At 38.8% G+C, this 24,034-nt stretch carries 18 protein-coding genes, 1 pseudogene and 1 riboswitch; all 19 genes and pseudogenes read right to left on the bottom strand.

Going from position 1 to position 24,034, the window contains the following annotated elements:
• Nucleotides 1-324: 324 nt before the first annotated feature.
• The 19 genes and pseudogenes from RE409_RS07270 to RE409_RS07180 all read right to left on the bottom strand — a co-directional run bounded on the left by RE409_RS07270 (nucleotide 325) and on the right by RE409_RS07180 (nucleotide 24,021).
• Entirely contained in the window at nucleotides 325-3,492 is a 3,168-nt protein-coding gene (locus RE409_RS07270; protein WP_309558776.1) for a bifunctional cytochrome P450/NADPH--P450 reductase, read from the bottom strand.
• 78 nt (nucleotides 3,493-3,570) lie between these two features.
• Nucleotides 3,571-4,146, bottom strand: coding sequence for a TetR/AcrR family transcriptional regulator (locus tag RE409_RS07265; RefSeq protein ID WP_057216637.1), 576 nt, complete (start codon nucleotides 4,144-4,146; stop codon nucleotides 3,571-3,573).
• Nucleotides 4,147-4,635: 489 nt separating this feature from the next.
• Nucleotides 4,636-5,289, bottom strand: a complete 654-nt coding sequence (locus RE409_RS07260; RefSeq protein ID WP_201249870.1) for an HAD family hydrolase — start codon at nucleotides 5,287-5,289, stop codon at nucleotides 4,636-4,638.
• A gap of 715 nt (nucleotides 5,290-6,004) precedes the next feature.
• On the bottom strand, nucleotides 6,005-6,487 hold the full coding sequence (locus tag RE409_RS07255; RefSeq protein ID WP_309558775.1) for a DUF2306 domain-containing protein: 483 nt from the start codon (nucleotides 6,485-6,487) through the stop codon (nucleotides 6,005-6,007).
• Nucleotides 6,488-6,671: 184 nt separating this feature from the next.
• The gene (gene mgtE, locus RE409_RS07250; RefSeq protein WP_056530868.1) at nucleotides 6,672-8,030 is read right to left on the bottom strand and encodes a magnesium transporter; all 1,359 of its coding nucleotides are present in this window, start codon (nucleotides 8,028-8,030) and stop codon (nucleotides 6,672-6,674) included.
• Between the two features lie 285 nt (nucleotides 8,031-8,315).
• A riboswitch (M-box (ykoK) riboswitch) is annotated at nucleotides 8,316-8,481 on the bottom strand.
• 137 nt (nucleotides 8,482-8,618) lie between these two features.
• The gene (locus tag RE409_RS07245; RefSeq protein ID WP_057216649.1) at nucleotides 8,619-9,683 is read right to left on the bottom strand and encodes a sulfate/molybdate ABC transporter ATP-binding protein; all 1,065 of its coding nucleotides are present in this window, start codon (nucleotides 9,681-9,683) and stop codon (nucleotides 8,619-8,621) included.
• Nucleotides 9,684-9,694: 11 nt separating this feature from the next.
• Nucleotides 9,695-10,561, bottom strand: coding sequence for a sulfate ABC transporter permease subunit CysW (gene cysW / locus RE409_RS07240; protein ID WP_377372447.1), 867 nt, complete (start codon nucleotides 10,559-10,561; stop codon nucleotides 9,695-9,697).
• A gap of 29 nt (nucleotides 10,562-10,590) precedes the next feature.
• A complete protein-coding gene (gene cysT, locus RE409_RS07235) occupies nucleotides 10,591-11,427 on the bottom strand; it encodes a sulfate ABC transporter permease subunit CysT (RefSeq protein ID WP_053345054.1) in 837 nt (278 codons plus the stop codon).
• A 71-nt stretch (nucleotides 11,428-11,498) separates the two neighbouring features.
• Nucleotides 11,499-12,530, bottom strand: a complete 1,032-nt coding sequence (locus RE409_RS07230) for a sulfate ABC transporter substrate-binding protein (RefSeq protein ID WP_082527752.1) — start codon at nucleotides 12,528-12,530, stop codon at nucleotides 11,499-11,501.
• 302 nt (nucleotides 12,531-12,832) lie between these two features.
• Complete coding sequence (gene nadD, locus RE409_RS07225) at nucleotides 12,833-13,486, bottom strand: nicotinate (nicotinamide) nucleotide adenylyltransferase (protein WP_201221620.1); 654 nt, start codon at nucleotides 13,484-13,486, stop codon at nucleotides 12,833-12,835.
• Nucleotides 13,487-13,503: 17 nt separating this feature from the next.
• Nucleotides 13,504-14,129: pseudogene (gene kynB / locus RE409_RS07220) on the bottom strand (arylformamidase).
• A 22-nt stretch (nucleotides 14,130-14,151) separates the two neighbouring features.
• The gene (kynA, locus tag RE409_RS07215) at nucleotides 14,152-14,997 is read right to left on the bottom strand and encodes a tryptophan 2,3-dioxygenase (RefSeq protein WP_201181753.1); all 846 of its coding nucleotides are present in this window, start codon (nucleotides 14,995-14,997) and stop codon (nucleotides 14,152-14,154) included.
• Between the two features lie 14 nt (nucleotides 14,998-15,011).
• A complete protein-coding gene (locus tag RE409_RS07210) occupies nucleotides 15,012-16,361 on the bottom strand; it encodes an amino acid permease (protein WP_309558774.1) in 1,350 nt (449 codons plus the stop codon).
• 14 nt (nucleotides 16,362-16,375) lie between these two features.
• Nucleotides 16,376-17,662: a kynureninase gene (gene kynU, locus RE409_RS07205; RefSeq protein WP_242486793.1), complete on the bottom strand. Its 1,287-nt coding sequence runs from the start codon at nucleotides 17,660-17,662 to the stop codon at nucleotides 16,376-16,378.
• Nucleotides 17,663-17,694: 32 nt separating this feature from the next.
• The gene (locus tag RE409_RS07200) at nucleotides 17,695-19,209 is read right to left on the bottom strand and encodes a carboxylesterase/lipase family protein (protein ID WP_201221624.1); all 1,515 of its coding nucleotides are present in this window, start codon (nucleotides 19,207-19,209) and stop codon (nucleotides 17,695-17,697) included.
• Nucleotides 19,210-19,651: 442 nt separating this feature from the next.
• Nucleotides 19,652-20,065 carry a MerR family transcriptional regulator gene (locus RE409_RS07195; RefSeq protein ID WP_309558773.1) on the bottom strand — a complete coding sequence of 138 codons (414 nt, stop codon included), beginning with the start codon at nucleotides 20,063-20,065 and terminating at the stop codon, nucleotides 19,652-19,654.
• 84 nt (nucleotides 20,066-20,149) lie between these two features.
• Entirely contained in the window at nucleotides 20,150-21,793 is a 1,644-nt protein-coding gene (locus tag RE409_RS07190) for a SulP family inorganic anion transporter (protein ID WP_309559247.1), read from the bottom strand.
• 777 nt (nucleotides 21,794-22,570) lie between these two features.
• Nucleotides 22,571-23,692 (bottom strand): NADH-dependent flavin oxidoreductase, encoded by a 1,122-nt coding sequence (locus RE409_RS07185; protein WP_201221625.1) that lies wholly within the window; start codon nucleotides 23,690-23,692, stop codon nucleotides 22,571-22,573.
• A gap of 20 nt (nucleotides 23,693-23,712) precedes the next feature.
• The gene (locus tag RE409_RS07180; protein ID WP_053345048.1) at nucleotides 23,713-24,021 is read right to left on the bottom strand and encodes an iron-sulfur cluster assembly accessory protein; all 309 of its coding nucleotides are present in this window, start codon (nucleotides 24,019-24,021) and stop codon (nucleotides 23,713-23,715) included.
• Nucleotides 24,022-24,034 lie beyond the last annotated feature (13 nt).

The raw sequence follows: 24,034 nt of genomic DNA, 5'->3' as shown, positions 1-24,034 counted from the left end.
TTCGACTTTTTCACGATATAAAACGACCATATATTTACAAGTTCCTTCATTTTCCTTTCTATCTAGCGTTTAGCACCAAAGAACTATATTCTGAAAGTAAGATAAAAAGCTGCTATTTCCAAAATAAGTTCAGTCTTGTTATGGAAAATATCCGCTTAACTTTAATAGAAAGCAATAAAGCAAGAAACCTTCAACATTTGGCTTATATTAAATTATAGCTTTGTTATATCAAGCTATTGATTTTCACAATTTACTAGAAAGCCTACAGCAGAGCGAATATTAAAAAAGGCAGCGAATCCCCCCGGGATCGCTGCTCTCCTCCATTTATGCTCCTGCCCAAACATCCTTTGCATATCGACCATTCGCCTCTAATGATTGCAACCATTCTGTGGCTTCTTCTTTAGATGATTGATACAAATGCATATAGCTTTCGATTAACGTTTGTTCAACATCCGGTGCCATTTTGCTTCCGTCCCCGCAGATGTATAAGTGTCCGCCTTCTTTTAATAAAGAAAGAATGTCTTGAGCGTTTTCTGCTAACCGATGCTGGACATACATTTTTTCTTGACCAGGACATCTTGAGAAAGCGGTGTGCAGTGTTATAAGACCATCTTGTTCAGCTTGCACGAGTTCTTCTTGATATAGGAAATCGTGTTCGGGATTGCGGCATCCAAAGTAAAGATGGGCCGCCCCTAGTTTTTCACCTTTTTCTGTTAGGGCGCGGCGAGCCTGAATAAATCCTCTGAACGGTGCAATTCCTGTTCCAGGGCCAATCATAATGATAGGTTTCCCTGTTTGCTCCGGAAGCTGGAAGTTGGATTGCGGTGTATTGATAAAGCAGGCTACCTTGTCTCCTTCGGAACGTTCTGCTAAATAATTTGATGCAATTCCTTTGTATTCTCCGTTGCCACTCCAGGCATCTCCACGGACGACACTAACAGTGATGCTTGCTTTTCCTTCCTTGTGAAGTGGAGAACTTGAAATAGAGTAGTATCTAGCCTTTAAAGGAGGCAGTAAAGCTAGAAATCCTTCAAATGGTATTTCACATGCAAGGTACTTTTCTGTCAGGTCAAGCATAGTAATGCGTTTGTTCAGAATTTCTTGTTTATAGGTACTGTCCTCAAGAAGCTTTTCAAGCTCTTTTACATGGGGAGGACATACCGTGTGAGTAGCAAGCGTCCGAATTTGAGAACGGGTAGCAGGTTCTTGTAACTCCACATAGTTAGATAGTAACTCCTGTAATTTTACAGGTTTCTCTGTAGGAAGATGGGCAGCTTTTCCCGAATCTCCAGTCAGTTTGACATAGTCTTGGCCGTTAAAATTGAATCGACTGAGCACTCGCTCAACGAGTTCCGATGGATTTTGAGGAAGAACCCCGACATGGTCGCCTTCTAGATAATGAATACCCTCTGGAAGAGTTAACTCTATATGCCGTGTACTTCTTCCGCTATCCTCATGTTGTAATTCGACACTCCTGTTCACAACAGCTGTAAAAGCATGATGAGTGCGGGCGAGCGGTGTGTCGCTCACATCACTTACAAAATTCATCATAATCGAGCTGTTTTTTCTATCATTTATATTTAGTTCAATGTTCAAGGTTTGGGCAAGCTTCGGCCAAAGGGCTTCTGTCCATTTCTCGTAATCCCCTTCAAAATCATCGCTTGCATCTCCATAACCTGTTTCTGACAGACGATTAGCTCCTTTTTGTTCCAGTTGTTCATCAATGAAGGTTGGAATACGTTGGTACGTATTGGCCCAATTGCGGTCTCCGCATCCAAAGATAGCATAGTGAACACCGTCCAATGTTCCATCCTGACTTTCCTTCAGCCATGAAACAAAGTCATTTGCATTGTCTGGTGGATTTCCATTATAAGATGCTGAGACAATGAGAACAGCTCCTTCTTGAGGAAGATGATTTGTGTAATCATTTAAAGGAGCAACCTCGGTATAGAAACCTTGTTGACTCCCCGTTTCAGCGAGATCACGAGCTATTCCTTCTGCGGTTCCCATGTTTGATCCAAACAGAACGAGTAATGGCGTGCCATGTGCAGATTCAATAGAAGCTTCCGTTGCTTCTAAATCCGCATACACTGGTTCTGGAGAAGCAACGGTAAATGACATCGCCGGCTTCCTAGGTGAAACACGCATGGTTAATCCATCCGGTTTAAGAGTCAAAGTTTCTTTAACATCCAATTGATAATCTTTATGATCTATCAGGTCAAAGTGTTGTAAAACCATTCCGAGCACCAGAGTTGCTTCATGAAGAGCAAACTGCTGCCCGATACAGGCACGCTGTCCGTTTCCAAACGGTTTATAAGCATGGTATGGAATTGAGACCGGATCCTCAAAACGTTCTGGAATAAAGGATTCTACGTCTTCTCCCCAAACGGATGGATCACGGTGAAGCTCTGGAATAAGAAGAGTGAACACCTCATCTTTCTTCACATTGTATTTTCCGTTTAATGTGGTGTCTTCTTTCGCATAAACAGAAAACGCCGGAGCAGTTGGCCACAGACGAAGCGCTTCATTTAACACCATCCGAACATATTTCAATTTCTTCACCTGTTTATAATCAGGAACCTCGTCACCCAGTACTTCATCGACTTCCTGCTGTGCTTTTTTTAACTTTTCCGGGTTATTCATAAGAAAATAGATGGCGAAAGAAAGGAGACCGCTCGTCGTTTCATGTCCAGCGATTAAAAAGGTAATGATTTGATAACGAATATTTTCATCATCCAGTGCTGCACCAGTTTCAGGATCAACCCCTTTTAACATATGGGAAAGAAGGTCATCTTCTCCCTGATCACCATTTAGTTTTCGTTCTGTAATCAATTCATCTACAAGTGAGAACATGTATTGAATGTCTTCTCTGAATTGTTTTTTAGACTTAATCATCAGTTTATCTTGAACACCGAGTCGCTGCGTTTGACTCATCGCTTCATCTAATGCACGCACCATACTGTCGACAAAGGGATGGGAGGTCTCTCGATAAAAACTGTTAAAGCGGTAATTAAATCCGCAGAGTCCAATCGTATCTAAGGTCAAGCGTGTCATATCTTCAGGAATATCAATCTCATCAGCGGGATTTAAGCGAGCCCATTTTTGGATGAGTTGGGTAGCAAGATCTACCATTTTTGCATGATAGCTCTTCATTGCCTGCTGGCTAAAGCTAGGCAGCAGAATGTTATGAGCCTTTTTCCAATTTGTCTCCGATGTTTCACTTGTGAAAAGGCCATCACCACCAAATGCTCTCACTTTTTGCAGGGCAGGACCGACTTTCTTATCAAATCTTGTTTCATCACAAATTTCTTTAGCAAGGGCAGCGCTGGATACAAAGGTACTAATACGACCCGGAAATTGAAACTGAAAAACCGGTCCAAGTTCCCTAGCCAGCTTCATGAATGACTGAAGTGGCTTATCCTTATCAATAACAGGCAGGCTTCCGAGGGGTCCATAAGTTTTTGGCTGTGGAAATTGAGTTATATTTGTCATTTTTTAGCACCTCTTTAAATAAATTAGCTAACGGAATGAACATTCATTCCGCTAAGTGAATGAAAAATCAAATTTTTCTCAAACGTGTAATCGTACAGCATCCCAAATGCTTTCTTCTACATCTGCTAAAAGTTTTGCTTCAGGTTCTAACTCCCCAATACGGACAAGTCGTTGAAGCTCAAGAAATGCTCCGTAAATAATGGCAATCAAAGCTGCAGAAGGAAGCTCCTTAATTTCTTTTTTTGCTTTTCCTGAATCAAAGAAACTTTTTAATATATTCAGTAGCCCTTGAAAGCTAGAATGACTTTCTTCATTTAAAAAATGGGCACTACTATGTGTTTTTATAAAATAAAGCGCTTGACTGTGCTCGGTTGTAAAGTGAATCATTGATATAAAAATATGGTGGAACTGATTTCGAATCGATTCATCATAAGGAAATCCATTCTCAAGTGTTTCAGTAAAAATATTCAGGTACTCTTGAAAAATCTTGTTCCCGAGCACTTCCTTATTCTCAAAGTAACGATAGATGGTACCAGCTCCAACTCCTGCCGATGTAGCAATCATTGGAATCGTCGTCGCATCATATCCCCGCTCAGCAAATAGTACCAAAGCGCTGGATACTATGCTGTCTCGTTTATTTACTGCAGTTTGCATAATAATTCAGCCTTTCATTAATTAAATGCGGAATGAATGTTCATTCCTGTTAATTATATACCCCATAAAATTCCATCTCAACCACTCATTGGACCTATAATTTGTGAAGGTTTTGTTAACGGATGGGGGACAAAAGGCTGAGTAGTCGTCATTTGAGAGAAGGAGTTAAATAGATAATATCGTTAAAGATGGCATTTTTCTTTGTCTGCAAGGGGTTAGAGTGGGTATTTTAATAATTTTGAGGTTTAAGATAGTGTAAATAAGTTTTTTAAGTATCGTTAGGAGACATGGAAAAGAGCGCTATCCTTTTTCAGTAATAGCGCCCGATTGCGGAATATTGAAAAATGCGAAAGATCTGTAAAAATGGCTTCTCAGTTATTTTTACTAAAGCCACTTGTTTAATAGTGTTCCATTCTAATTGTACTGATTTATTATGAAAACCTCACCATAATCATATTAACAATAGGGCGAAGTAATTTTCCGAACACCTTATTGCTCAATAAGTTTTATAACATCAGTCAAGCTCTTTTCTACCATAGATTGAAGACGTAAAGAATGATTTTCAAAAGCTAAAGCTTCTGTAACGGGATTTGGTACGATTACACACTTTAATCCAGCATTTAGAGCCGATTGAAGTCCATTTAACGAATCTTCAAATGCTACGGCTTCTGTGGAATGAATGTTCAAAACTTCGATTGCCTTTAAATACAAATCAGGCGCTGGTTTTACTTTTTCAACATCATCCCCTGTGATAATAACTTCAAAATAGTTTAGCAGTCCGAGTTCACCCAAATAATGAGTGACCCACTCTTTTGTTGAACTTGAAGCAAGGGCAATTTTATATCCAAATTTTTTTGCTTCTTCTAAATAATCCTTTACACCTTCACGTGCCTGGGATGTTTTCATCTTTACTTTATGTAAGCTTTTTGCTCTAGCTTCAATTTCTTCAATATTACAACTTTCCCCCAGTTTTTCTTGGAAAAACTTATAAAGTTCAGTATTATCTGTTCCGATACATTTAACAAAATGTTCGAGAGGCAAATCAGATTTATAAAAGCCCATAGTTTCTTTATAAGCCTCATACCAAGCCGTCTCCGTGTCTAAAATTAAACCATCAAAGTCGAAAATAACAGCTTTAATCATAATAATTTCCTCCTTTTTACTTATTAGAAGGTAACACTTTTTCCTGAAATACACATTGATTGAAAAGCACAAGTTTCATAGTGATTACTATCCTTAAATAAACGTACATTAGTGAATACCCTTGTTCAACTAAATTGTTCCATTTTTGAATAACTTAGAACTTCGATTCACCGTCTAATAATTTCTTCTCTTATTCAAGAATATGGCCCATTTGTTGAATAAAGATCAAACAGCACTCTCCAACAAATCTTGGTAAAACTCATGTTGGAATTCTAATGTCAGGTGGAATATCCAGGGTGTTATTTGATGATGTTAAAGTTATCGGTGCTAAAAAATAGATTATGAGTTTGAATAAAGGTTGATAATTTTAAACTTAACAGAACCTATATTGTAAAAAGTAATAAAAATAAAAGGTGGTACATATTATACATGACTAATATGTACCATTTCCTTATTTCATAATCTGGTCCAATTCATTAGGAAGGGCGCATTTCTTTATCCAGAAATGCGCCCGTTTGTTGAAGAACAATTAGACGATGTTGTTGTTCTTTTGTCTGAATAGTTCGGATGGTAAAGTAAGGGTTCAGCCGAGATACGTATAAAATGGGTCATAATCTAGAGAGTTTATTTCCAGTTATACTTCGTTTTTTTTGTAACAGAATCTTCTTTTCAATTCTCGATTCTCTAAAGATGAATAAAGATTTTTATGCAACTATTATTGTATAAACTCTTTTGGTTTAGTCCGACTGCTATAACGCCTACTTACTATAGTAATGAGTGGTGTTCCAATGATTGTAGGTATAAACCATAATAAGAGAGAAGGGATTTCATTCACTAATGGAATCTTTGAACCATTAACGACTAAAGTAGCCGTAATAATTCCAATATAAGACCCTAACATTCCTCCTATATGCATCTTCAACCAATTTCTCCAACGTAGTTTTCTTGCTAAGTATCCCAAAAGAACTAAGCTATAAGAAAAAATTGCAATATAGAAAAGATAAGCACTTTCTGACCAGTTCACGATTGCCATTACAAGAGAGGTTATGAAAATTACAAGATACCCACCATGATACACTTCTCCAATGGTAGTATGATTGCCTTTCTTTTTCTTTGCTATTGATGCTATCGCCCCTGTCAATAAACAAACACAGCCTGCAATAATGTGAATGACAAGCAGAACAGTAACAACGCCCATTCAGTTATCGCCCCTTGAGATAATTTGATTATTTCTATTACCATTTTTCTGCAAATAATTGGTTGAATATGTTAACATTCATTATTACTATTCTGCTATTTAGCGTAATATCCATTATTTCAAATTATTATAATTATTTATTTTTAAAGAATACCATGAAGAACAGAATTTAATCGTGGTTTTACTACATCAATTTTGAAATAAACATTGTTGCAATGCCAAAGTAGATAAGTAACGATAGAATATCATTTAGAGTTGTAATTAATGGACCAGAGGCCACTGCTGGATCGATGTTGAATTTATATAATATTAGAGGAATAATGGTCCCAGCTAAAGTCCCAATAATTAGGGTCATAACTAATGAACTTCCAACCACTAACCCTAGAACAGGATTTCCTTGCCAAACAAAAGCTATAATGGAAATTAATATTCCACAGGTAATGCCTATTATCAATCCAACTTTAAGTTCTCGGATAATAAGTCTAAAAACAACTCCTTTATCCGTATCAGTAGTAATTAGACCTCTTACAACAACAGCTAATGATTGAGTACCTGTATTTCCAGTCATCCCTGCTATCATCGGCATAAAGAAGGCAAGTGCAACAACTTTAGACAATGTTTCTTCAAAACCACTAATAATAGTTCCAGACACTAATCCGATAAATAAAAGTAAAATAAGCCAGGGAAGTCGGCGATACGCAGCCACATGTGCCTTCGTGTCAAAATCAATAGCTTTACCAGATGCCGAAAGTTTTTCGATATCTTCGTTTGCTTCCTTAATGACAACGTCAATAATATCATCAACGGTTACAATTCCTAATAACTCATTATTATTATCTACAACAGGAATTGATAAAAAATCATAACGCTCAATAACATGTGCTACCTCTTCTTGGTCTTCATAAGCGAATACGGAGATAACTCTACTGTACATAATATCTTGTATTTTTTCATTCTCATCATTTATTATTAAATCTCGATATGAGACTACACCTACTAATTTTTTATCGTTATCAATTACATACAGATAGTTAATCGTTCCCGAGAACTCCGCAAATATTTTAAGTTTTTCAACTGATTCACGAACCGTATAGTGTTGAGGGATCCACACAAAACGGTTTGTCATTATTCGTCCTGCCGTTTCAGGGGGATAATTCATGATATTTTGAACGATTTTAGATTCTTCTTGTTTCATACCTGAAAGAAGTTCTTCAATTTTATCCGGAGATAGGTTCTCTAACAATGAAGCTAAATCATCATTATCCATTAGATCCATTACTTGACCTGATTTTTCAATTCCTAATTTAGTAAGAATTTTTAATTGATGTACTTTTTCAAGTTCCTGTATTAGTTCCGCGATTTGTTCTGGAGTAAGAAACAATAAGAAACGTGTATGATGTTTTTCTGGAAGCCCCTCAAAAATTCGAGCAATATCATAAGGTTGGAGTTCTTCTAATATTGCTTGAAATTCTTTCTTTTTTCCTTCTTTTAATGCTTTTATGATTTGAAGAGTTATTTGGTCTTCAGTCATGTCTTTTATCATCTTCACCACTCCTTTTTTGAGGAGCAAAAAATATTTCCCCTTAACGATATATTAAAAGTAAGAAAAATATTTTATAATTCCCCTTCCTTAATCTTTGTATTTATTTGATATTTATTATGCTTCGAGTATAAGGTCGTGAATAGTTATCCACTATCCTCACCTCCCAGAAAAATATAAAAACACCTCCATTACAAATGGAGGTGTTCACACGGTACATTTACGTACATTTCTGAATGACAAATACACATACGTACATTGTCTGAATGACAAATACATAGCAGAAATCCTGTTCCTCCATTCGTAGAGCTTTAGCACTGTGTGGCATAGGACAACGCCAGCTACATTAAAAACCACCTTATGTCGATGGTTTCTGTTGACCCATTGGCGTCTTTCGACATTTTTGGGCAGTAGCATATCTCCTACACAGGAGCCTCACCTAACGAGGATATTTAGTTTACCAATCCACTCTAAAAGAGTTTCTTTTAGAAGTCAATGTTTTTTTATTAATAAAATTAGATATTGACGCTAGTTAATGATAATAAAAAAACCGCTAATTAGCGGTTTTTTGGTTAACTTATCGACTTCCTGTTAGATTCCAGCCATATAGTCAACAAAGACCTTCAATTCTTTGGGCCGGACAAACACTATTTCTCCTTTTTTTAATTCAAGATTATTATATTGTTCTTTAGTAAGTTCGATTTCAAGCGGTTCATTTATATCCTGACGAATCACTTCAATACGGACAATAGGTCCAATTGTATGAATATGGTCAATAACAGATGCAATCGAATCCGTTTCTAATGATTCTCTTTCTATGATAAAGTTATGAGCTCTTACATAACCAGTACTCTCTCCATCCTCACTGTCTGGAACATGTATTTCCACATTTCCTGTTGCCAATTTCCCTTGATGAACCTTGCCCTTGAAAAGATTGACACTACCGAGAAAATCGTAAACAAATGGATTCTTGGGTTGATCATATACTTCTTCCGGAGTTCCAATCTGTTCAATTTTCCCTTCATTCATGATTACAACTCGATCAGCAACATCCATCGCTTCTTCCTGATCATGTGTTACAAAGACACTCGTAACATTGAATTCATCATGAAGTCTTCTTAGCCAACGCCTAAGTTCCTTACGCACTTTAGCATCCAGTGCCCCGAATGGTTCATCAAGCAAAAGAATATTCGGCTCTACAGCAAGAGCCCTTGCCAATGCCACACGCTGACGCTGGCCGCCTGATAATTGAGAAGGATAACGGTCCTTATATCCTTCCAACTTAACTAGCTGAAGCAATTCTGTAACCTTTTGTTCAATCGCTGTTTTACTAGGTCTTATTTTTCTTGGACGAACCTTTAAACCGTAGGCAACATTATCAAAAATGGTCATGTTGCGAAAAAGAGCATAATGCTGAAAAACAAAGCCCACATTCCGATCTTTCACATGCTTATTGGTGTAATTCTCTTCATTAAATAAGATATTTCCGTTCTCTGCCTGTTCAAGTCCAGCAATGATACGTAGCAATGATGTTTTTCCCGAACCAGAGGGGCCAAGTAGCGCTACAAGCTCCCCGCTTTTTATTTCCAGATTGATATTTTGGAGGGCTTGATAAGACCCATAATATTTTGTAACATTTTCGATGACGATACTCATTACTTTCCCTCCTAACTTACTTTTGATGATTTAAAGTCTGTTTTCCATTCTATGAAACTTTTAATAACCAACGTTATGATTGCAAAAATGGACATCAGTGATGCCACGGCAAAGGCCGCTGAAAATTGATATTCATTGTATAAGATTTCAATATGAAGTGGCATCGTGTTCGTCATCCCGCGTATATGGCCTGATACGACCGATACGGCCCCAAATTCTCCGATTGTCCTCGCATTACATAAAATGACTCCATATAAAAGGCCCCATTTAATATTAGGAAGCGTTACATACCAAAACGTCTTGAATCCTCCTGCTCCTAGTGTGAGCGATGCCTCTTCTTCAGACGTTCCCTGGCTTTGCATGAGCGGAATTAATTCACGTGCAATGAATGGGAAGGTAATGAAAATAGAGGCGATGACAATCCCTGGTATCGAAAAGATCACTTTAATATCATAGTTTTGCAACAATGGACCAAGGGCCCCATGTAAGCCAAATAAAAGTACAAAAATCAATCCAGCAATGACTGGTGAAACCGAAAAGGGTAGATCAATCAAAGTTATTAAAAAGTTTTTTCCTTTAAATTCATATTTTGTAATCGTCCATGCCGCCACTACCCCAAATATAGCATTAAGCGGTAACGTGATTAGGACAACGATTAATGTTAATTTAATGGCAGACATAGAATCAGGATGGGCTATGGCCGCAAAATAAGCATCAGCCCCCTTTTCAAAGGCTTTTACAAAGATTGCGATTAATGGAACAACTAAAAATAAGGTAAGAAATAGCAACACAATGGAAATAAGAATCCACTGTATAGATTTAGGCTCTTTCGTTGCGTTTCTCGTTAAAATGACTGGTTTGTTCGTCTCTGCAGCCACTGAATTGTGATTTGCCAACATGTCCCCTCCTATTTCCCGGTATATCTTTTGCTAGTCCACCATTGTAAGATATTGATGGTGAACAAAATTAGAAATGTAATAATAAGCATGACGGTGGCCACAGCAGTTGCACCCTGATAATCATACTGTTCGAGTTTTGTCATGATGATAAGCGGTGAAATCTCTGTTTTAAAAGGCATATTTCCTGCAATGAACACAACGGATCCATACTCTCCAAGCGCCCTTGCAAAAGAAAGTGCAAAACCCGTCAAAATCGCTGGTATCAATTCAGGAAAGATAATTTTAATAAACGTCTGCATTCGATTCGCCCCTAGCGAAGCAGATGCTTCTTCCATTCCTTTTTCTATATTTTCAAGCACCGGTTGGACCATGCGGACAACGAAAGGCAGACCGATAAATATCAGGGCAATGATAATCCCGATGGGAGTGAAGGCAATTTTAAAGCTGAAAAATTGGCCAATCCACCCATTCGGTGAGTACAAAGTGGTCAATGTAATCCCCGCTACAGCAGTCGGCAGGGCAAAAGGCAAATCAACTAGACCATCGATGATTCGTTTGCCAGGAAATTCATAACGAGTCAGCACCCAGGCAATTAAAACGCCAAAAACTGCGTTCACAAAGGCCGCAGTTAAAGCTGTCAGAAAGCTTAGTTTATAGGAAGCAACGACCCTCGGTTCGGTAATAGTCGCCCAAAAATCCTGAAACCCCATTGTAAATGTGTTTAAAAAAACCATGGATAATGGAATCAAAACGATGATGGATAGATACAGCAATGTAAACCCCATCGTTAGTCCAAAACCAGGTATGGTTCTTTTTTTCTTTTGTTTAACTTCCGCTATATTCATCGATTCGCCCCAGCTCTTTCTGATTGATTAGTGAAGGAGAAAATGTGAATTTACATCTTCTCCTCCAACGCTTATTGTGGTTGATAAATTTCGTCAAATGTACCACCATCATTGAAATGTGTTTCCTGGGCTTTTTTCCACCCGCCGAACTTTTCATCAACAGTCACCATATCAATATTTGCAAACTGATCCTTGTATTTAGCAAGAACCTTCTCATCCCTCGGACGATAGAAGTTCTTTGCTGCAATTTCTTGACCGGCATCTGTATAAAGGTATTCCAGATAGGCCTCAGCTACTTCCTTCGTTCCTTTTTTCTCAACCACTTTATCAACAATAGCTACTGGAGGTTCAGCTAGAATACTAATCGACGGATTCACAATTTCATATTTATCATCACCGAATTCTTCTAGTGTTAAATAAGCTTCATTCTCCCAAGCAATTAGTACGTCACCAATTTCCCTTTCCACAAATGTGGTCGTTGCACCTCGTGCTCCTGAATCCAAAACTTCAACATTTTGATAAAGCTTTTTCATAAAATCCTTCACTTTGGTTTCATCATTATTAAAACTCTTTTCTGCATAAGCCCATGCAGCCAGGTAATTCCACCTTGCTCCACCACTTGTCTTTGGATTTGGCGTAATTACGGAAACATCCTTTTTGATTAAATCATTCCAATCTTTTATACCTTTCGGATTATCTTTTTTTACTAAAAACACAATAGTTGATGTGTACGGTGTCGAGTTTTCAGGTAAACGTTTTTGCCAATCTTCCGCTAATAAGTTACTAGCTTCATAAATGGCATCAATATCATAAGCCAATGCCAGTGTCACGACATCCGCTTCCAACCCATCAATAACCGCTCTACCTTGTTTACCAGAACCGCCATGAGATTGCTGAATCGTTACATCCTGACCTGACTCTTCTTTCCAATGTTTCACAAACGCATCATTAAATTCTTGATACAGTTCACGCGTCGGATCATATGACACATTCAAAAGCTCCACAGACTTAGAGTTCCCTTCTCCTTCTGTTTTTTCTGAATTACATCCTGCTAGTACTCCAAAGGCTAAAATCAAACTTGAAAATACCATCAACTTTTTCATAAACTTCCCCCGTTTTTCACTTTTTCCAACAAAAAAGACATACTATTTCCTTCAATTAATATATAAGGAGATAGTATGCCTTCAGTTTTCTGATCAGCAAATATTCTGTTTTTATGTATCACTACCATAAAACAAAGTATACCAAGTTGTCAACTATGTTTTTTCTTTTTATCTTTTCCGCGACGCTTATTTAGATTAAAATAATATAGTCTGTATTAATGGAATTATATACCAATGCAAAAGAGCTCAATCTCATTAGATTGAGCTCTTTTGCATTCTTTGTTCTCGCTTATACTAAAAACTCAAGATTTTGATTCTTTCTGATACAACTTATTGTCCACAATATACTGATAACATTGACCAGGCAGTAAATATCTCGGTTCTCCACCCATCGCGAACTCATCTCTTATATATGTCGAACTGATTTCCATGGAGAGACCTTTATCAATAAGGTGAAATGTATTGCCATCATCATAATTTCTCAGCAACGGACTTTTGGAAATGATTTTCAGCATATCTATTCCATCCCGGGCCATGACGATAAATTTATGATTGGCAATCAACTTTTCCCTGAATTTCCAGCGTAAGTGTACCGGTAATTCCTGATTATCAATATCTTCAAGAAGATCGGCACCCATAATGAAATAAACATCATCCTTCGGGTACTGTTGTTTAAAGTATTCCATCGTATACCAAGTATACTGTTTACTCGTCCCAGCCCGTTCATTAATTTCATAATCACTAACTTCGAACAGCGGGTTGTCCTCGATAGCTAGCCCAAGCATATCCCAGCGATGTTCATTACTCGTTTTCATCTGTTTATCAATCCGATTATCGGCGCAAGGTAAAAAAATAACTTTGTCCAACTTAGCACGATGTGCAATGGTAGATGCTGTCCATAAATGGACATTCGTAACTGGATCGAAGGAAGATCCGTAAACTCCAATTTTGCCCATCTCTTATTCCCCCTCGTTTAACCCTTCCTTTTCAGCACAGCCCTGACCGGACTGCCGTCTCCCTCTTCTAACGCAAGCGGCAGTGCTGCCAAATCATACAGTCCCGGCTCCACGCTTTCTAGGACTAGACCTTCCGAGATATGAATACCACAACCTGACAGAGCATGGTGGGCAGGCAATTCTTTGCTGTCGAGATAGTCAACGGAAGGCAAATCAAGTCCAAGCAACTTCACTCCTTTATCAGCAAGATAAGGTGCTAATTCAGGATCAATTGTAGGAATCCATTCAGGAAAACGGTTGAGATCCTTCCACTGTCCTGTTGCCAGTAATAACCGTTCGATGCCTGTAAAGTCGATACCTGTAAAAGCCTCAACTCCAATACTTTTAGTAGCATCTATCTTTACTAAAAGTGCTGGGCCAATATATAAATCCAAATCGAGCTCAATGATTTTTTTTCCGTTTTCATCAAAATGGAAAGGAGCATCAATATGTGTTCCTAAATGTGTACTCATCCTAATTTCCCCAACATTGACTGATGATCCCTTTGCTATTGAAGATTCAGATGATATGAATACGGTGTATCTCCTGGCCAATATGGCGTATTTTCGTTCAGTCGCTGAGAAATATCTCTCCATAGATTCATCTATTTTCCCCTCCAGTCTTGCTTACAGCTTTGTTCGCAGTGTCCAGAGTTCAGGGAAAAATGGCTGGTCGACCACTTTCTTTAGGTAGCTCACTCCGGACGAACCACCTGTGCCCATTCTTTGGCCGATGATTCTTTCTACCGTACTCATATGATGGAATCTCCAAAATTGTTGCTGACTACCAATATCAACAAGCTTTTCGGCCAGCTCATATAAGTCCCAATATTTATGAACATCACGGTAGACCGTCAGCCAGGCACTCTCCACACTGGCATTTATTCGATATGTTTCAGACCAATCCCTTTTCAAAACGGATGCATCAACCGGAAGACCTCTTGCAGCCAAGGCCCCAATCGCAGCATCATAAATACTAGGTTTATTTAAATTAACCATCATCGTTTCATAAAGTTCAGGCTGATGTCGAAAAACGGTCAATATTTGCGTATTCTTTTGGCCCATTGCAAATTCAATCAACCGGTTTTGAAATGATTGAAAGCCAGAAGAGTTTCCGAGTTTCTCACGGAATTCCATATAATCCGATGGCGTCAAGGTCGAGAGAACATTCCACGATTGAACAAGTTGTTGTTGAATCCTTGATACCCTAGATAGCATTTTAAAGGAAGGCTCCAAACGTCCTGCCTTGATATTGTCTGTTGCTGCTGTTAATTCATGAAGAATCAGTTTCATCCATAATTCACTTGTTTGATGAATGATAATAAACAACATCTCATCATGATGACCGGAAAGCAGGTGCTGACTCGATAGAATTTGATTTAAATGTAGATAGTCCCCATAGGACATATCCTTTTCAAAATCAGTAACCATTCCTTCTTCTAAACGATTCTTATCAGTCGGTCCCTTATCCATACTCTCTCTCCCTTTTACGTTCTTTTTATTTTCATCATTAACAAATAAGCGATGCAAAGAAAGATCAGCCAAGGAACACCGAACTGGAGAACGATTTTAAATGGACCAGTGAACCAAGTCGATACCGTCAAAGCAAACAGCAGAAATGCACCTAGTATCGTTAAATATGGAAAGCCATACATTTTCACCGGCAACTTCCGCCCTCCAGATTTTTCCCAATTCCTTCTAAAATACAAATGTGAGATAAACACCATAAACCAGGTGAAAATAGCTCCGAACATCGAAATCCCCATCATGAACGCATATGAAGTATCCGGAAGCAGAACTTTTACACCAGCAGCTAGAAAAATGCCCAGTGTAGAGATGAGTAGGGCACGTAATGGAACACCTTTTCGGCTCACCTTTTGAAATAATGCAGGAGCCTGCTTTTGCTCGGATAATGAAAATATCATTCTTGTAGAAGCATATAACTGGCTATTCATCGCAGATAGAGCGGCTGTTAGCACAATAAAATTCATTATTCCTGATGCTCCTGGAATATTCAAAATTTCCATTACCTTTACAAATGGGCTTTTATCGATTCCAGCATATTGCCATGGTACAATCATCAACATAAGACCGATTGTCAGTACATAAAAAGTAGCAAGTCTGAAAACAGTTGCCTTTAAAGCTTTGGGCACGGCAATATCGGGGTCTTTTGCTTCTCCCGCTGTCACTGCAATTAATTCCGTCCCTAAAAAGCTGAAGAGAGAAATAAATATTGTAACCCAAAGCCCCCAAAACCCGAATGGCATAAACCCTCCGTCATTGACATAATTCTCTACCCCAATACCACTTGAGGGTTCGGCGCCAATCACCACGTATGCTCCAAGTAAAATAAAAATAACAATAGCGCTAATTTTAATCATTGAAAATACATATTCAAAATTTCCGAATGTATTGACACTCGTTGCATTTACATAGATAAGCAGTGCAGCAAAAAGAAAAATCCACACACTTCCAGCTACATCAGGGAACCAATATTTCATGTACACGGCGATTGCACTCACTTCGACTCCAATAGCAAGGACATTCGCTATCCAATATGAATATCGCACAACAAAGCCTGCAAATGGACTGATATATTTTTCAGCAATCGTTCCAAATGACCCTGATGTTGGATAGGCTACAGTCATTTCTGCCAAACAGCCCATCAATAGGAGGACAATGAATGCACCTGCTGCATAGCTGATTAATACACTTGGGCCTGCGGTCGAAATCGCAAGGCCGCTGCCCAAAAATAAACCGGTACCAATTGCACAACCCATGGCAATCATTGTGATTTGATTTGACGATAACTTACGATGCAACTTATTTTTCTCCATACGGTTCTCCCATCCTAGGCAATGATTCCCCGTTTATTTTCATAGTTTTCATATAACCTTCCGTCCATGATTTTTTTAAGGACCTGTACCGTTTCAAAGACTTCCTGAAAAGAGGTATAAAGAGCAACAGGTGCTAGTCGGATCATATTAGGTTCACGGTAATCGGGTATGATAGCCTCTTTTTTCAATGCTTTACATATTCTTGCCGCTTCCTTATGTTCAAGGATGATATGACCGCCCCTTTTTGATTCATCCCTTGGGCTACCAATTTTAAATCCGTAATCAGTAAGTTCCGAGTCGATTAAATCCATTAGATATTTCGTCAGCCTCAAAGATTTTGACCGAACCTGCTCTATTCCCACTTCTGCAAACATTTCAAGTGAACCTAAAAGAGGGGCCATGCTTAATATATGGGGAGTTCCAATTTGAAAAGCACCTGCAGAATTTGCCTGGGTAAAGGAATGTTCCATATCGAACTGCTTATCCTTCCTCGATCCAAACCAGCCTGCCAATCCCGGCTTCCTGTCAAAATGCTTACGGTTCACATACAACCCAGCTACACAACCTGGCCCACCATTCAAATGCTTATAATTACACCAAAATGCAAAATCCACTTCCCACTTGTCAAACCAATGCGGAACAGCACCTATAGAATGACAGCCATCGAACCCAATAATGATCCCACGTGCATGGGCTTCCTTGGTTAACCTTTCAATATCAAGGATCTGACCGCTCCGATACAAGACCGTCGGCAGTACAATCAAGGCTATTTCCTCGTTCATCGCTGCAATGATGTCATCTTCCTTAAGGAATTTCCCATCTCGGCTTTTCACCTGAACTAAATGTGTCGCAGGATCAAGTCCATGTAATAGCAGCTGGCTTTGGAGCGCATAAATATCACTGGGAAACGTTAGCTCATCCGCCATGATTTTGTTCCTACCAGCTTTCGGTTCAAAAAAAGTTGCCGCAAGCTGATGTAAATTAGCTGTCGTTGACCCGCTCATTATCACTTCATCCCCTGCAGCCCCTACCAATTGGGCACTCAATTCTCCCAATCTCTCAGAAAAGTAAAACCAAGGCTCAGCGCCCTCCGTCCACCCATTTATCCCAAACCTTTTCCAGTCTTCCAATGACCTCATTAAGCTTTTTTCCGCCCGCTTCGATAAAAGTCCCAATGAGTTCCCATCCAAATAAATCATTCCGGGATTCAAATAGAATTCCTCTCTGTATGAAACTAAGGCATCTTGCTGATCCAAAGTTCTCGCATACTCTTTCGTAGACATAAAATTTTTTATATCCATGTTGTCCGTCCTTTCTTCCTATCCACTATATTTCACTTGTAAATCCCTACTCCCTCCCAGGCCAACCTTATCATTCTGTTAGGATCTTTTTCAATATAATCCTTTTTATCAAAAATCATAGTGTAGTGGTTGTTTTCATCATATTTCGGCCAGATTTCCCCTTCTGCGGGATTTGGGTTTCCATATTTCGCAAAGTTAACCCAATGACCTTGAATCCTTTGGGAAACCTTAAGCGCTGCTGTCTTGGATCCATAAGAAGTAATCCGTTTGCCCAATGCCGAGTCGAATGTCTGGAAGGCAAATAGAATTTCCATTCCATGGGTCGCCCCTAATTTGCTTAAACGCAGTGCCGGCGTTTTATAATCAAAACGATACATCCACGTTTTTTCAAAACGACTGTACGCCTCCGCATACCAAACGGAAGGAATATGGAAAGTCGCATCGCGGCCAATGCCAAGCGCCGCTTCCTTTTTAGGGAAGTTCATATAAGCATTCGTAATTCGCTCTTTCGCCTCTGGATCAGTATTTTCGAACATTTTATGAATCATCTCTTCATTAGTTGGGATTAAAGGGGGATCCATTTGTTCAAATAATGTCGCTTCGTCTCTATTTGTTCCTATAAGCAAGGGTATCCCCTTGGCTTTTCCGGACCGAATCGAATCTAGTGGATAATCAGGCAGGAAGTCACCATCAACGACAGGTCCAAAAGATAGGGAACCAGGCATAGCTTGTGAGTTTTCCTGTAAGAGTTGGTAAGAGGCGGCGACAATTTCTTGAACTGGAAGTGTTTTTAATCGATGGATTTCATTCTTGCCAATTCCCAAGATATCCAGGAATTTTTCACTGAATTGTCGTGCAAATGCTTTTCCGTAAACAGATGTTGGAGCAGAACTTTCTGCAATAGCCTGTTTAAAAAGACCTCTCGCTGAAGGTACAGTAAGTAAGGTTGTTACGGCATTTCCTCCAGCTGATTCGCCAAATATCGTAACATTCTCAGGGTCGCCGCCAAAGGCTTCAATATTCTCTTTCACCCATTTCAAAGAAGCCACTTGATCACGTAAGCCTAAGTTGGTTTCAAATGTTTCTCCATCATCTGTCAACTCAGTAAAATCCAAATATCCAAGTGCACCTAACCTATAGTTGATGCTTACTACGACTACGTCTCCATTCTTAGCCAACAAATGTCCATTGTACATATCAATAGATCCAGCTCCCGTTATATATGCCCCACCAGGAATCCATACCATGACCGGGCGCTTCTTATCATCAGCTCTTGGTGACCAAATATTCAGGAACAAGCAATCCTCATCCATTTTTTCATTGCCAGCCATTCCTGTTCTTACAGCCCGATCCATCGGCTGTGGAGGAACGGCACCAAAATCCACTGCATCCAAGACACCGCTCCATTTTTCAACTGGCTCCGGCGAGTGGAAACGCAAAGCATCAATTGGCGCTTTCGCATACCTGACTCCACGCCAAACGCATACATCGTTTTCCATAGTACCTTGAAGATGTCCTTTTGCCGTCGTTACGATTGATCCAATCATACACTCTCACCTCTTCTTATATTTATAGATACTTAAGTTCTTCTTTTTCCATTCCCTTATATCCTTCATCTTTATCGAAAAAAGATTTATAAGGCTATTTCAACCAAAAATAATTCAAATAAATGTTCTACTCATAGTCAACTTCATATTCCGGTGTTCCAATCATCCTTAAGGATTAGAAACGCAATTGTGTGGACATTCCTATTAGTGGGCATACGACCACGAATATTACTCCAGCCAAAATTATTAGTGGACAACCACTGTTCATGGATAAGACTTTTAACCAAATATTATAAACAAGTTAAATCAGTTATCCACTCATATAACGATAGATGAAAATGGACAAATCTATTCAAAATGATGATTCCCCTGATGTGAAATTTATTAAATCAAAACAAAAAAAGACCAATTCAGGTCTTTTTTGTTGATCGAGGCAAAATATTTAGGTGAGCATAGTAATGATGCTTAATAAAGACCCTCCTCGAACGGACAGCTGTTTTGCAGCAAATTTTAATTGCTGATCATCGAGCTGATCCAATAGCGGTTTTAATTCAAGCAGTTCTTTTTCCAGTTCTTTGATATCTGATGATATCTTGTCCACTTTCACGAGCACCTGCCCAGAAACCACAGTGGTTTTTGACCAGACATGTAACCGTTCCTTAATTTCAGTCAATGGCATATTTTGTTCTTTGTACCGATTAATCATTTGAAGACGATTGAGAGCATCTTCTGTATAATATCGATATCTTGACCCATTTTTTTCATAGTTCAGCATTCCTAATTGTGTGTAATAGTCGATGGTTCTCTTCGAAACATTCGCAAGTTCAGCAAGCTGGCCAATCCGATATATATTCACCCAGATAGTCACCTTCTTTTAAAATCTACTGTTAACGTTACTATAACATAACAATCCAAAAAGGTGACTTCGAGGATGAAACTATTAGACTACTTTATCCGAATTAACATACAACTGCTTCTTGGCAAAATAAAGGGCATCTTCCTTCGATTTAAAAAAATGTTGTTTTTCTATTTTATGGTATAATCCAGTGCTGATCAGCAATTCCTTTGGTTGCTGCTGAATTCCAGAAATGATTAATTTCCCCTTATATTTTCCTAAACGATTAACAATAGCCAGAAGTGCAGCCTCTGCAGACGTATCCATATATGTTACCCTCCGCATACTTAATACCAAAACTTTCGTTTTATTATCCAAGTTTGCTAAAATGGATGACTCCAGGACATCAATCGAACCAAAGAATAATGGCCCCTCCAAATTATACACATTGATCTTTGAATCCAAATTATCGCTTGGAACAATTTCATGATGAACTTCATGATTTCTTTCTCTAATTTTTAATGTGTGGCTCATTTTTTTAATAAAGGTGGCAAATGCAATCAATAAGCCAATTCCGACTCCCATGATTAAATCAGTGAAAACAGTAACAAGAAAGGTAACTAGCAAAACGACCGAATCTGCTGTTTTCGTTTTTAAAACATGAGCGAATTCCTTTCTTTCACTCATATTCCATGCAACAAACATCAAAATGGGTGCCATGCTTGCCAAAGGTATATGCGCTGCATATGGAGAAAGTACAAGCAAAACCAACAAAACGACAATTCCGTGAATGATTCCGGACATTGGAGAGACTGCACCACTTTTGATATTGGTAGCCGTCCTGGCAATAGCACCTGTAGCCGGTATCCCCCCAAAGAATGGAGTAGCAATGTTTGCAATCCCTTGTCCAACCAATTCCTTATTACTATCATGTTTGGAACCGCCCATATTATCTGCCACGGTAGCGGATAACAAAGACTCAACGCCTCCTAATAAGGCAATCGTAAAAGCAACGGGAAGAAGTGTGATAATGATTTCCATTGAAAGCTCTGGCACTTTAAATTCAGGAAATCCTCTTGGAATCGCTCCATACGTAGAACCGATTGTAGCAACCTTATTGGGAAATAAATAGTAGGCTGCTATTGTGGAAATGAGTAGACCCAGTAGCGGTCCTGGCACTCGTGGCAGAATCCTCGGTGAAAGCAAGATAACGATAAAACATATAGCCGCAACACTCACACTATAAACATTAATCGTATCTGCTTTAACCACCAGTTCCCTCATGTTGTCCATAAACGTTTCATGTTTTTCCACCCTCATACCGAAGAAGCTGGCGATCTGCCCAGAAAAGATAATTATCGCAATTCCTGTTGTAAACCCAATGATGACAGGGCGGGGAATGAACTTCATCAAATTACCTAATTTAAGAAGTCCCATCACAACTAGTATCAATCCAGCTAAAAATCCCGCAATTAGCAGACTATCATATCCATATTGCATAACAATACCAAATAACAAAGGCACAAAAGCTCCAGTCGGTCCACCAATTTGATACTTGGATCCTCCCAAAATGGAAATGAGGATTCCAGCGATGATCGTAGTATATAACCCGTATATTGGCTCAACTCCTGACGCAATTGCAAAAGCTAATCCCAAAGGAATGGCAACAATACCTACAACCAATCCTGCCGTAACGTCTTTTTGAAAACCTCTCATGTTATATCCTTGGAATCTCGTATCTTTTATCATTCTCTTCATTTTCACATCCTTAGTTGTTTTTAAGATTGAACTCTACAATTATCGGAATATATTCTTGCTTTTTAGAGTAGTTACTCGTTCAAATACGTATAATTGTATACGCTAAGTAAATATATAGAGGGAACGTAACTTCTTCCAACGGACATATTTTCTGTTTACAACAAACATGCGGGGGGCAAATAAAACCGAAGAAATAATCGTCATCTGTATTCTCCTTTGTAAAGTTATTTGACATGGTTATCAACTACGGTTCAACATTATACAGTAAAACGTAGAACTGTACATTACTAGTAAAGTTAACATTTGTTTACATATTTTTACGTTTATATTACAAACTGGGACGATACGTCCAGACTAGTTATTTTGAAGCCGGAAGTAATGACTACTATGCAGGGAATTGGAATGTTCGACTAATTGCCTATTCTTCGGCATATATTAAATTGATTTATCCAATAGAGAGATATTTTCCGTTTGAACGGAATAAGTCTGATTATCTGTAACTCTAGGGATACTGATTGTTGGGTTAATTCACAAAATGAGCTACGGATGCCCGTATCATTTGTTTAGGCAAGTTCAAATGTAGCCGAAATACTATTTTAATTGCCTTCCTCAACATATATCTTATTGGAATGCTCATTTTCCAGGAAAAGGAATCTGAACATTCCAATCCATTGAGACCATCTATGCATAAGTTGCCCATACAAAAACCCGTCCTCAATAAAGAGAGGACGGGTTTAAGGTATTATATATTTCTAATGCTTTTTACACTTACTCTACTACCGGAAGCCAACCTTTTATATTAATCAACTTCTCCCAAAGTGGATCTGGAATGACAAGTTCATCCTGATCTTTCTTGGAAAGAGTCGTACGTATTTCAATTTCTTTTCCTGCCCTGATTTTTTCAATCCAATGCGGTTCCATAAGCAGTTCTCGACCGAGTGCGATAAATGGCACGCCGGTTTCCATAGCTTCTGCTACTTCCTCCGGTGTGTGCAGAGAGCCTACTCCGACTATCGGGATACGATTACCAACCTTTTCATGAATTTTAACGATTCGGGATTTTGTCCTATCACTCTCACGGAATGAACCATTCCAGAAATGACCTACCGATATATGCAGATAATCTAAGTTTTGATTAGCTAGTCTATCGACGAACTGGAGCGTGTCATTCAAAGTGATTCCAGGATTGCTGCCTTCTTCAGGAGAAATGCGGTAGCCGATAATAAATGGCTTTTTCGCATGCTCAGCCACTGTTTTTTCCACTTCGTTTACAAGGGTAAGCGGAAAAATCAATCGTTTTCCTAGAGTTCCTCCCCATTTATCTGTACGACGGTTCGAGTGTGGTGAAAAGAATTGTTGAAGCAAATACGTATTGGCCCCATGAATTTCTACGCCATCAAATCCTGCTTCGATGGCTCTTCTAGTCGCTTCTCCAAATGCCATAATAACGTCCTGAATTTCGTTTTCCGACATTTCCCGTGGTACCGGTGCATCTTGTTTGGAAGCAATCGCACTCGCGGAAACAGGTTGGTTATCAGGTACTAATTCGGGTGGACTTTGCCGACCACCATGATATATTTGTAAAATTGCTTTTGACCCTTTAGCTTGAATCGTCTCAGCCAATTTTCTCAAAGAAGGGATAAATAAATCGTCATCTACACTAAATTGACCTGGAAACCCTTTTCCTCCAGCTATTACATAAGCACAAGCCGTAATCACCGCACCAACACCTGCCGAGCGTTCCGCATAATAAGCCAGTTCATCTTCGGTTATAAAGCCATGATCATCCGAAGAATAAGTTGTCATCGGAGCCATCATGATACGGTTTTTCACTTCTACCCCTGAAGAAAATTTATATGGTTGAAAGATCTTTTCGTATTTTTGATTCATGCCATTCTCCCCTTTTTTTCTTAATGGTGGTGATGCCCGTGAGGTTCTTTCGAAGGATTAGTAATTTCAAAACCTTCTTCCGGAACATAAAAATATTTAATCCATACCCCATCAAGAAATTCCTCACGTGAATCAAGCAAAATATCTATATCTTTATCTGTTTTGACAATTTCGTCATGTTCTGTCGGCGTATCAAGTTTCATCTCATAGTGAGCATGATCACCATGCATATGCGTGATATATACTCGAATCATTTTGCCTTCGGCTTCTTCACTGCTCAACATATTTTGTAAAACTTTTGCTGCATTACGGTTAATTTTGCATTTCATATCCATTCCTCCA

Source organism: Peribacillus sp. R9-11 (assembly GCF_031345095.1).
GTDB classification, from domain to species: Bacteria; Bacillota; Bacilli; order Bacillales; family DSM-1321; genus Peribacillus; species Peribacillus butanolivorans.
Note: the sequence above shows the minus strand (reverse complement) of the source record. Positions and strands in the feature narration are given on the sequence as shown.

Coding starts and splice junctions, on each gene's coding strand:
- cysT (WP_053345054.1), bottom strand. CDS start 11,427: ATGAATATAGCGGAAGTTAAACAAAAGAAAAAAAGAACCATACCTGGT.
- RE409_RS07270 (WP_309558776.1), bottom strand. CDS start 3,492: ATGACAAATATAACTCAATTTCCACAGCCAAAAACTTATGGACCCCTC.
- RE409_RS07185 (WP_201221625.1), bottom strand. CDS start 23,692: ATGAATCAAAAATACGAAAAGATCTTTCAACCATATAAATTTTCTTCA.
- RE409_RS07245 (WP_057216649.1), bottom strand. CDS start 9,683: ATGAGTATCGTCATCGAAAATGTTACAAAATATTATGGGTCTTATCAA.
- RE409_RS07260 (WP_201249870.1), bottom strand. CDS start 5,289: ATGATTAAAGCTGTTATTTTCGACTTTGATGGTTTAATTTTAGACACG.
- RE409_RS07210 (WP_309558774.1), bottom strand. CDS start 16,361: ATGGAGAAAAATAAGTTGCATCGTAAGTTATCGTCAAATCAAATCACA.
- mgtE (WP_056530868.1), bottom strand. CDS start 8,030: ATGATAAAAGACATGACTGAAGACCAAATAACTCTTCAAATCATAAAA.
- RE409_RS07255 (WP_309558775.1), bottom strand. CDS start 6,487: ATGGGCGTTGTTACTGTTCTGCTTGTCATTCACATTATTGCAGGCTGT.
- kynU (WP_242486793.1), bottom strand. CDS start 17,662: ATGGATATAAAAAATTTTATGTCTACGAAAGAGTATGCGAGAACTTTG.
- RE409_RS07180 (WP_053345048.1), bottom strand. CDS start 24,021: ATGAAATGCAAAATTAACCGTAATGCAGCAAAAGTTTTACAAAATATG.
- nadD (WP_201221620.1), bottom strand. CDS start 13,486: ATGGGCAAAATTGGAGTTTACGGATCTTCCTTCGATCCAGTTACGAAT.
- RE409_RS07230 (WP_082527752.1), bottom strand. CDS start 12,530: ATGAAAAAGTTGATGGTATTTTCAAGTTTGATTTTAGCCTTTGGAGTA.
- RE409_RS07190 (WP_309559247.1), bottom strand. CDS start 21,793: ATGATAAAAGATACGAGATTCCAAGGATATAACATGAGAGGTTTTCAA.
- RE409_RS07265 (WP_057216637.1), bottom strand. CDS start 4,146: ATGCAAACTGCAGTAAATAAACGAGACAGCATAGTATCCAGCGCTTTG.
- kynA (WP_201181753.1), bottom strand. CDS start 14,997: ATGGATAAGGGACCGACTGATAAGAATCGTTTAGAAGAAGGAATGGTT.
- RE409_RS07200 (WP_201221624.1), bottom strand. CDS start 19,209: ATGATTGGATCAATCGTAACGACGGCAAAAGGACATCTTCAAGGTACT.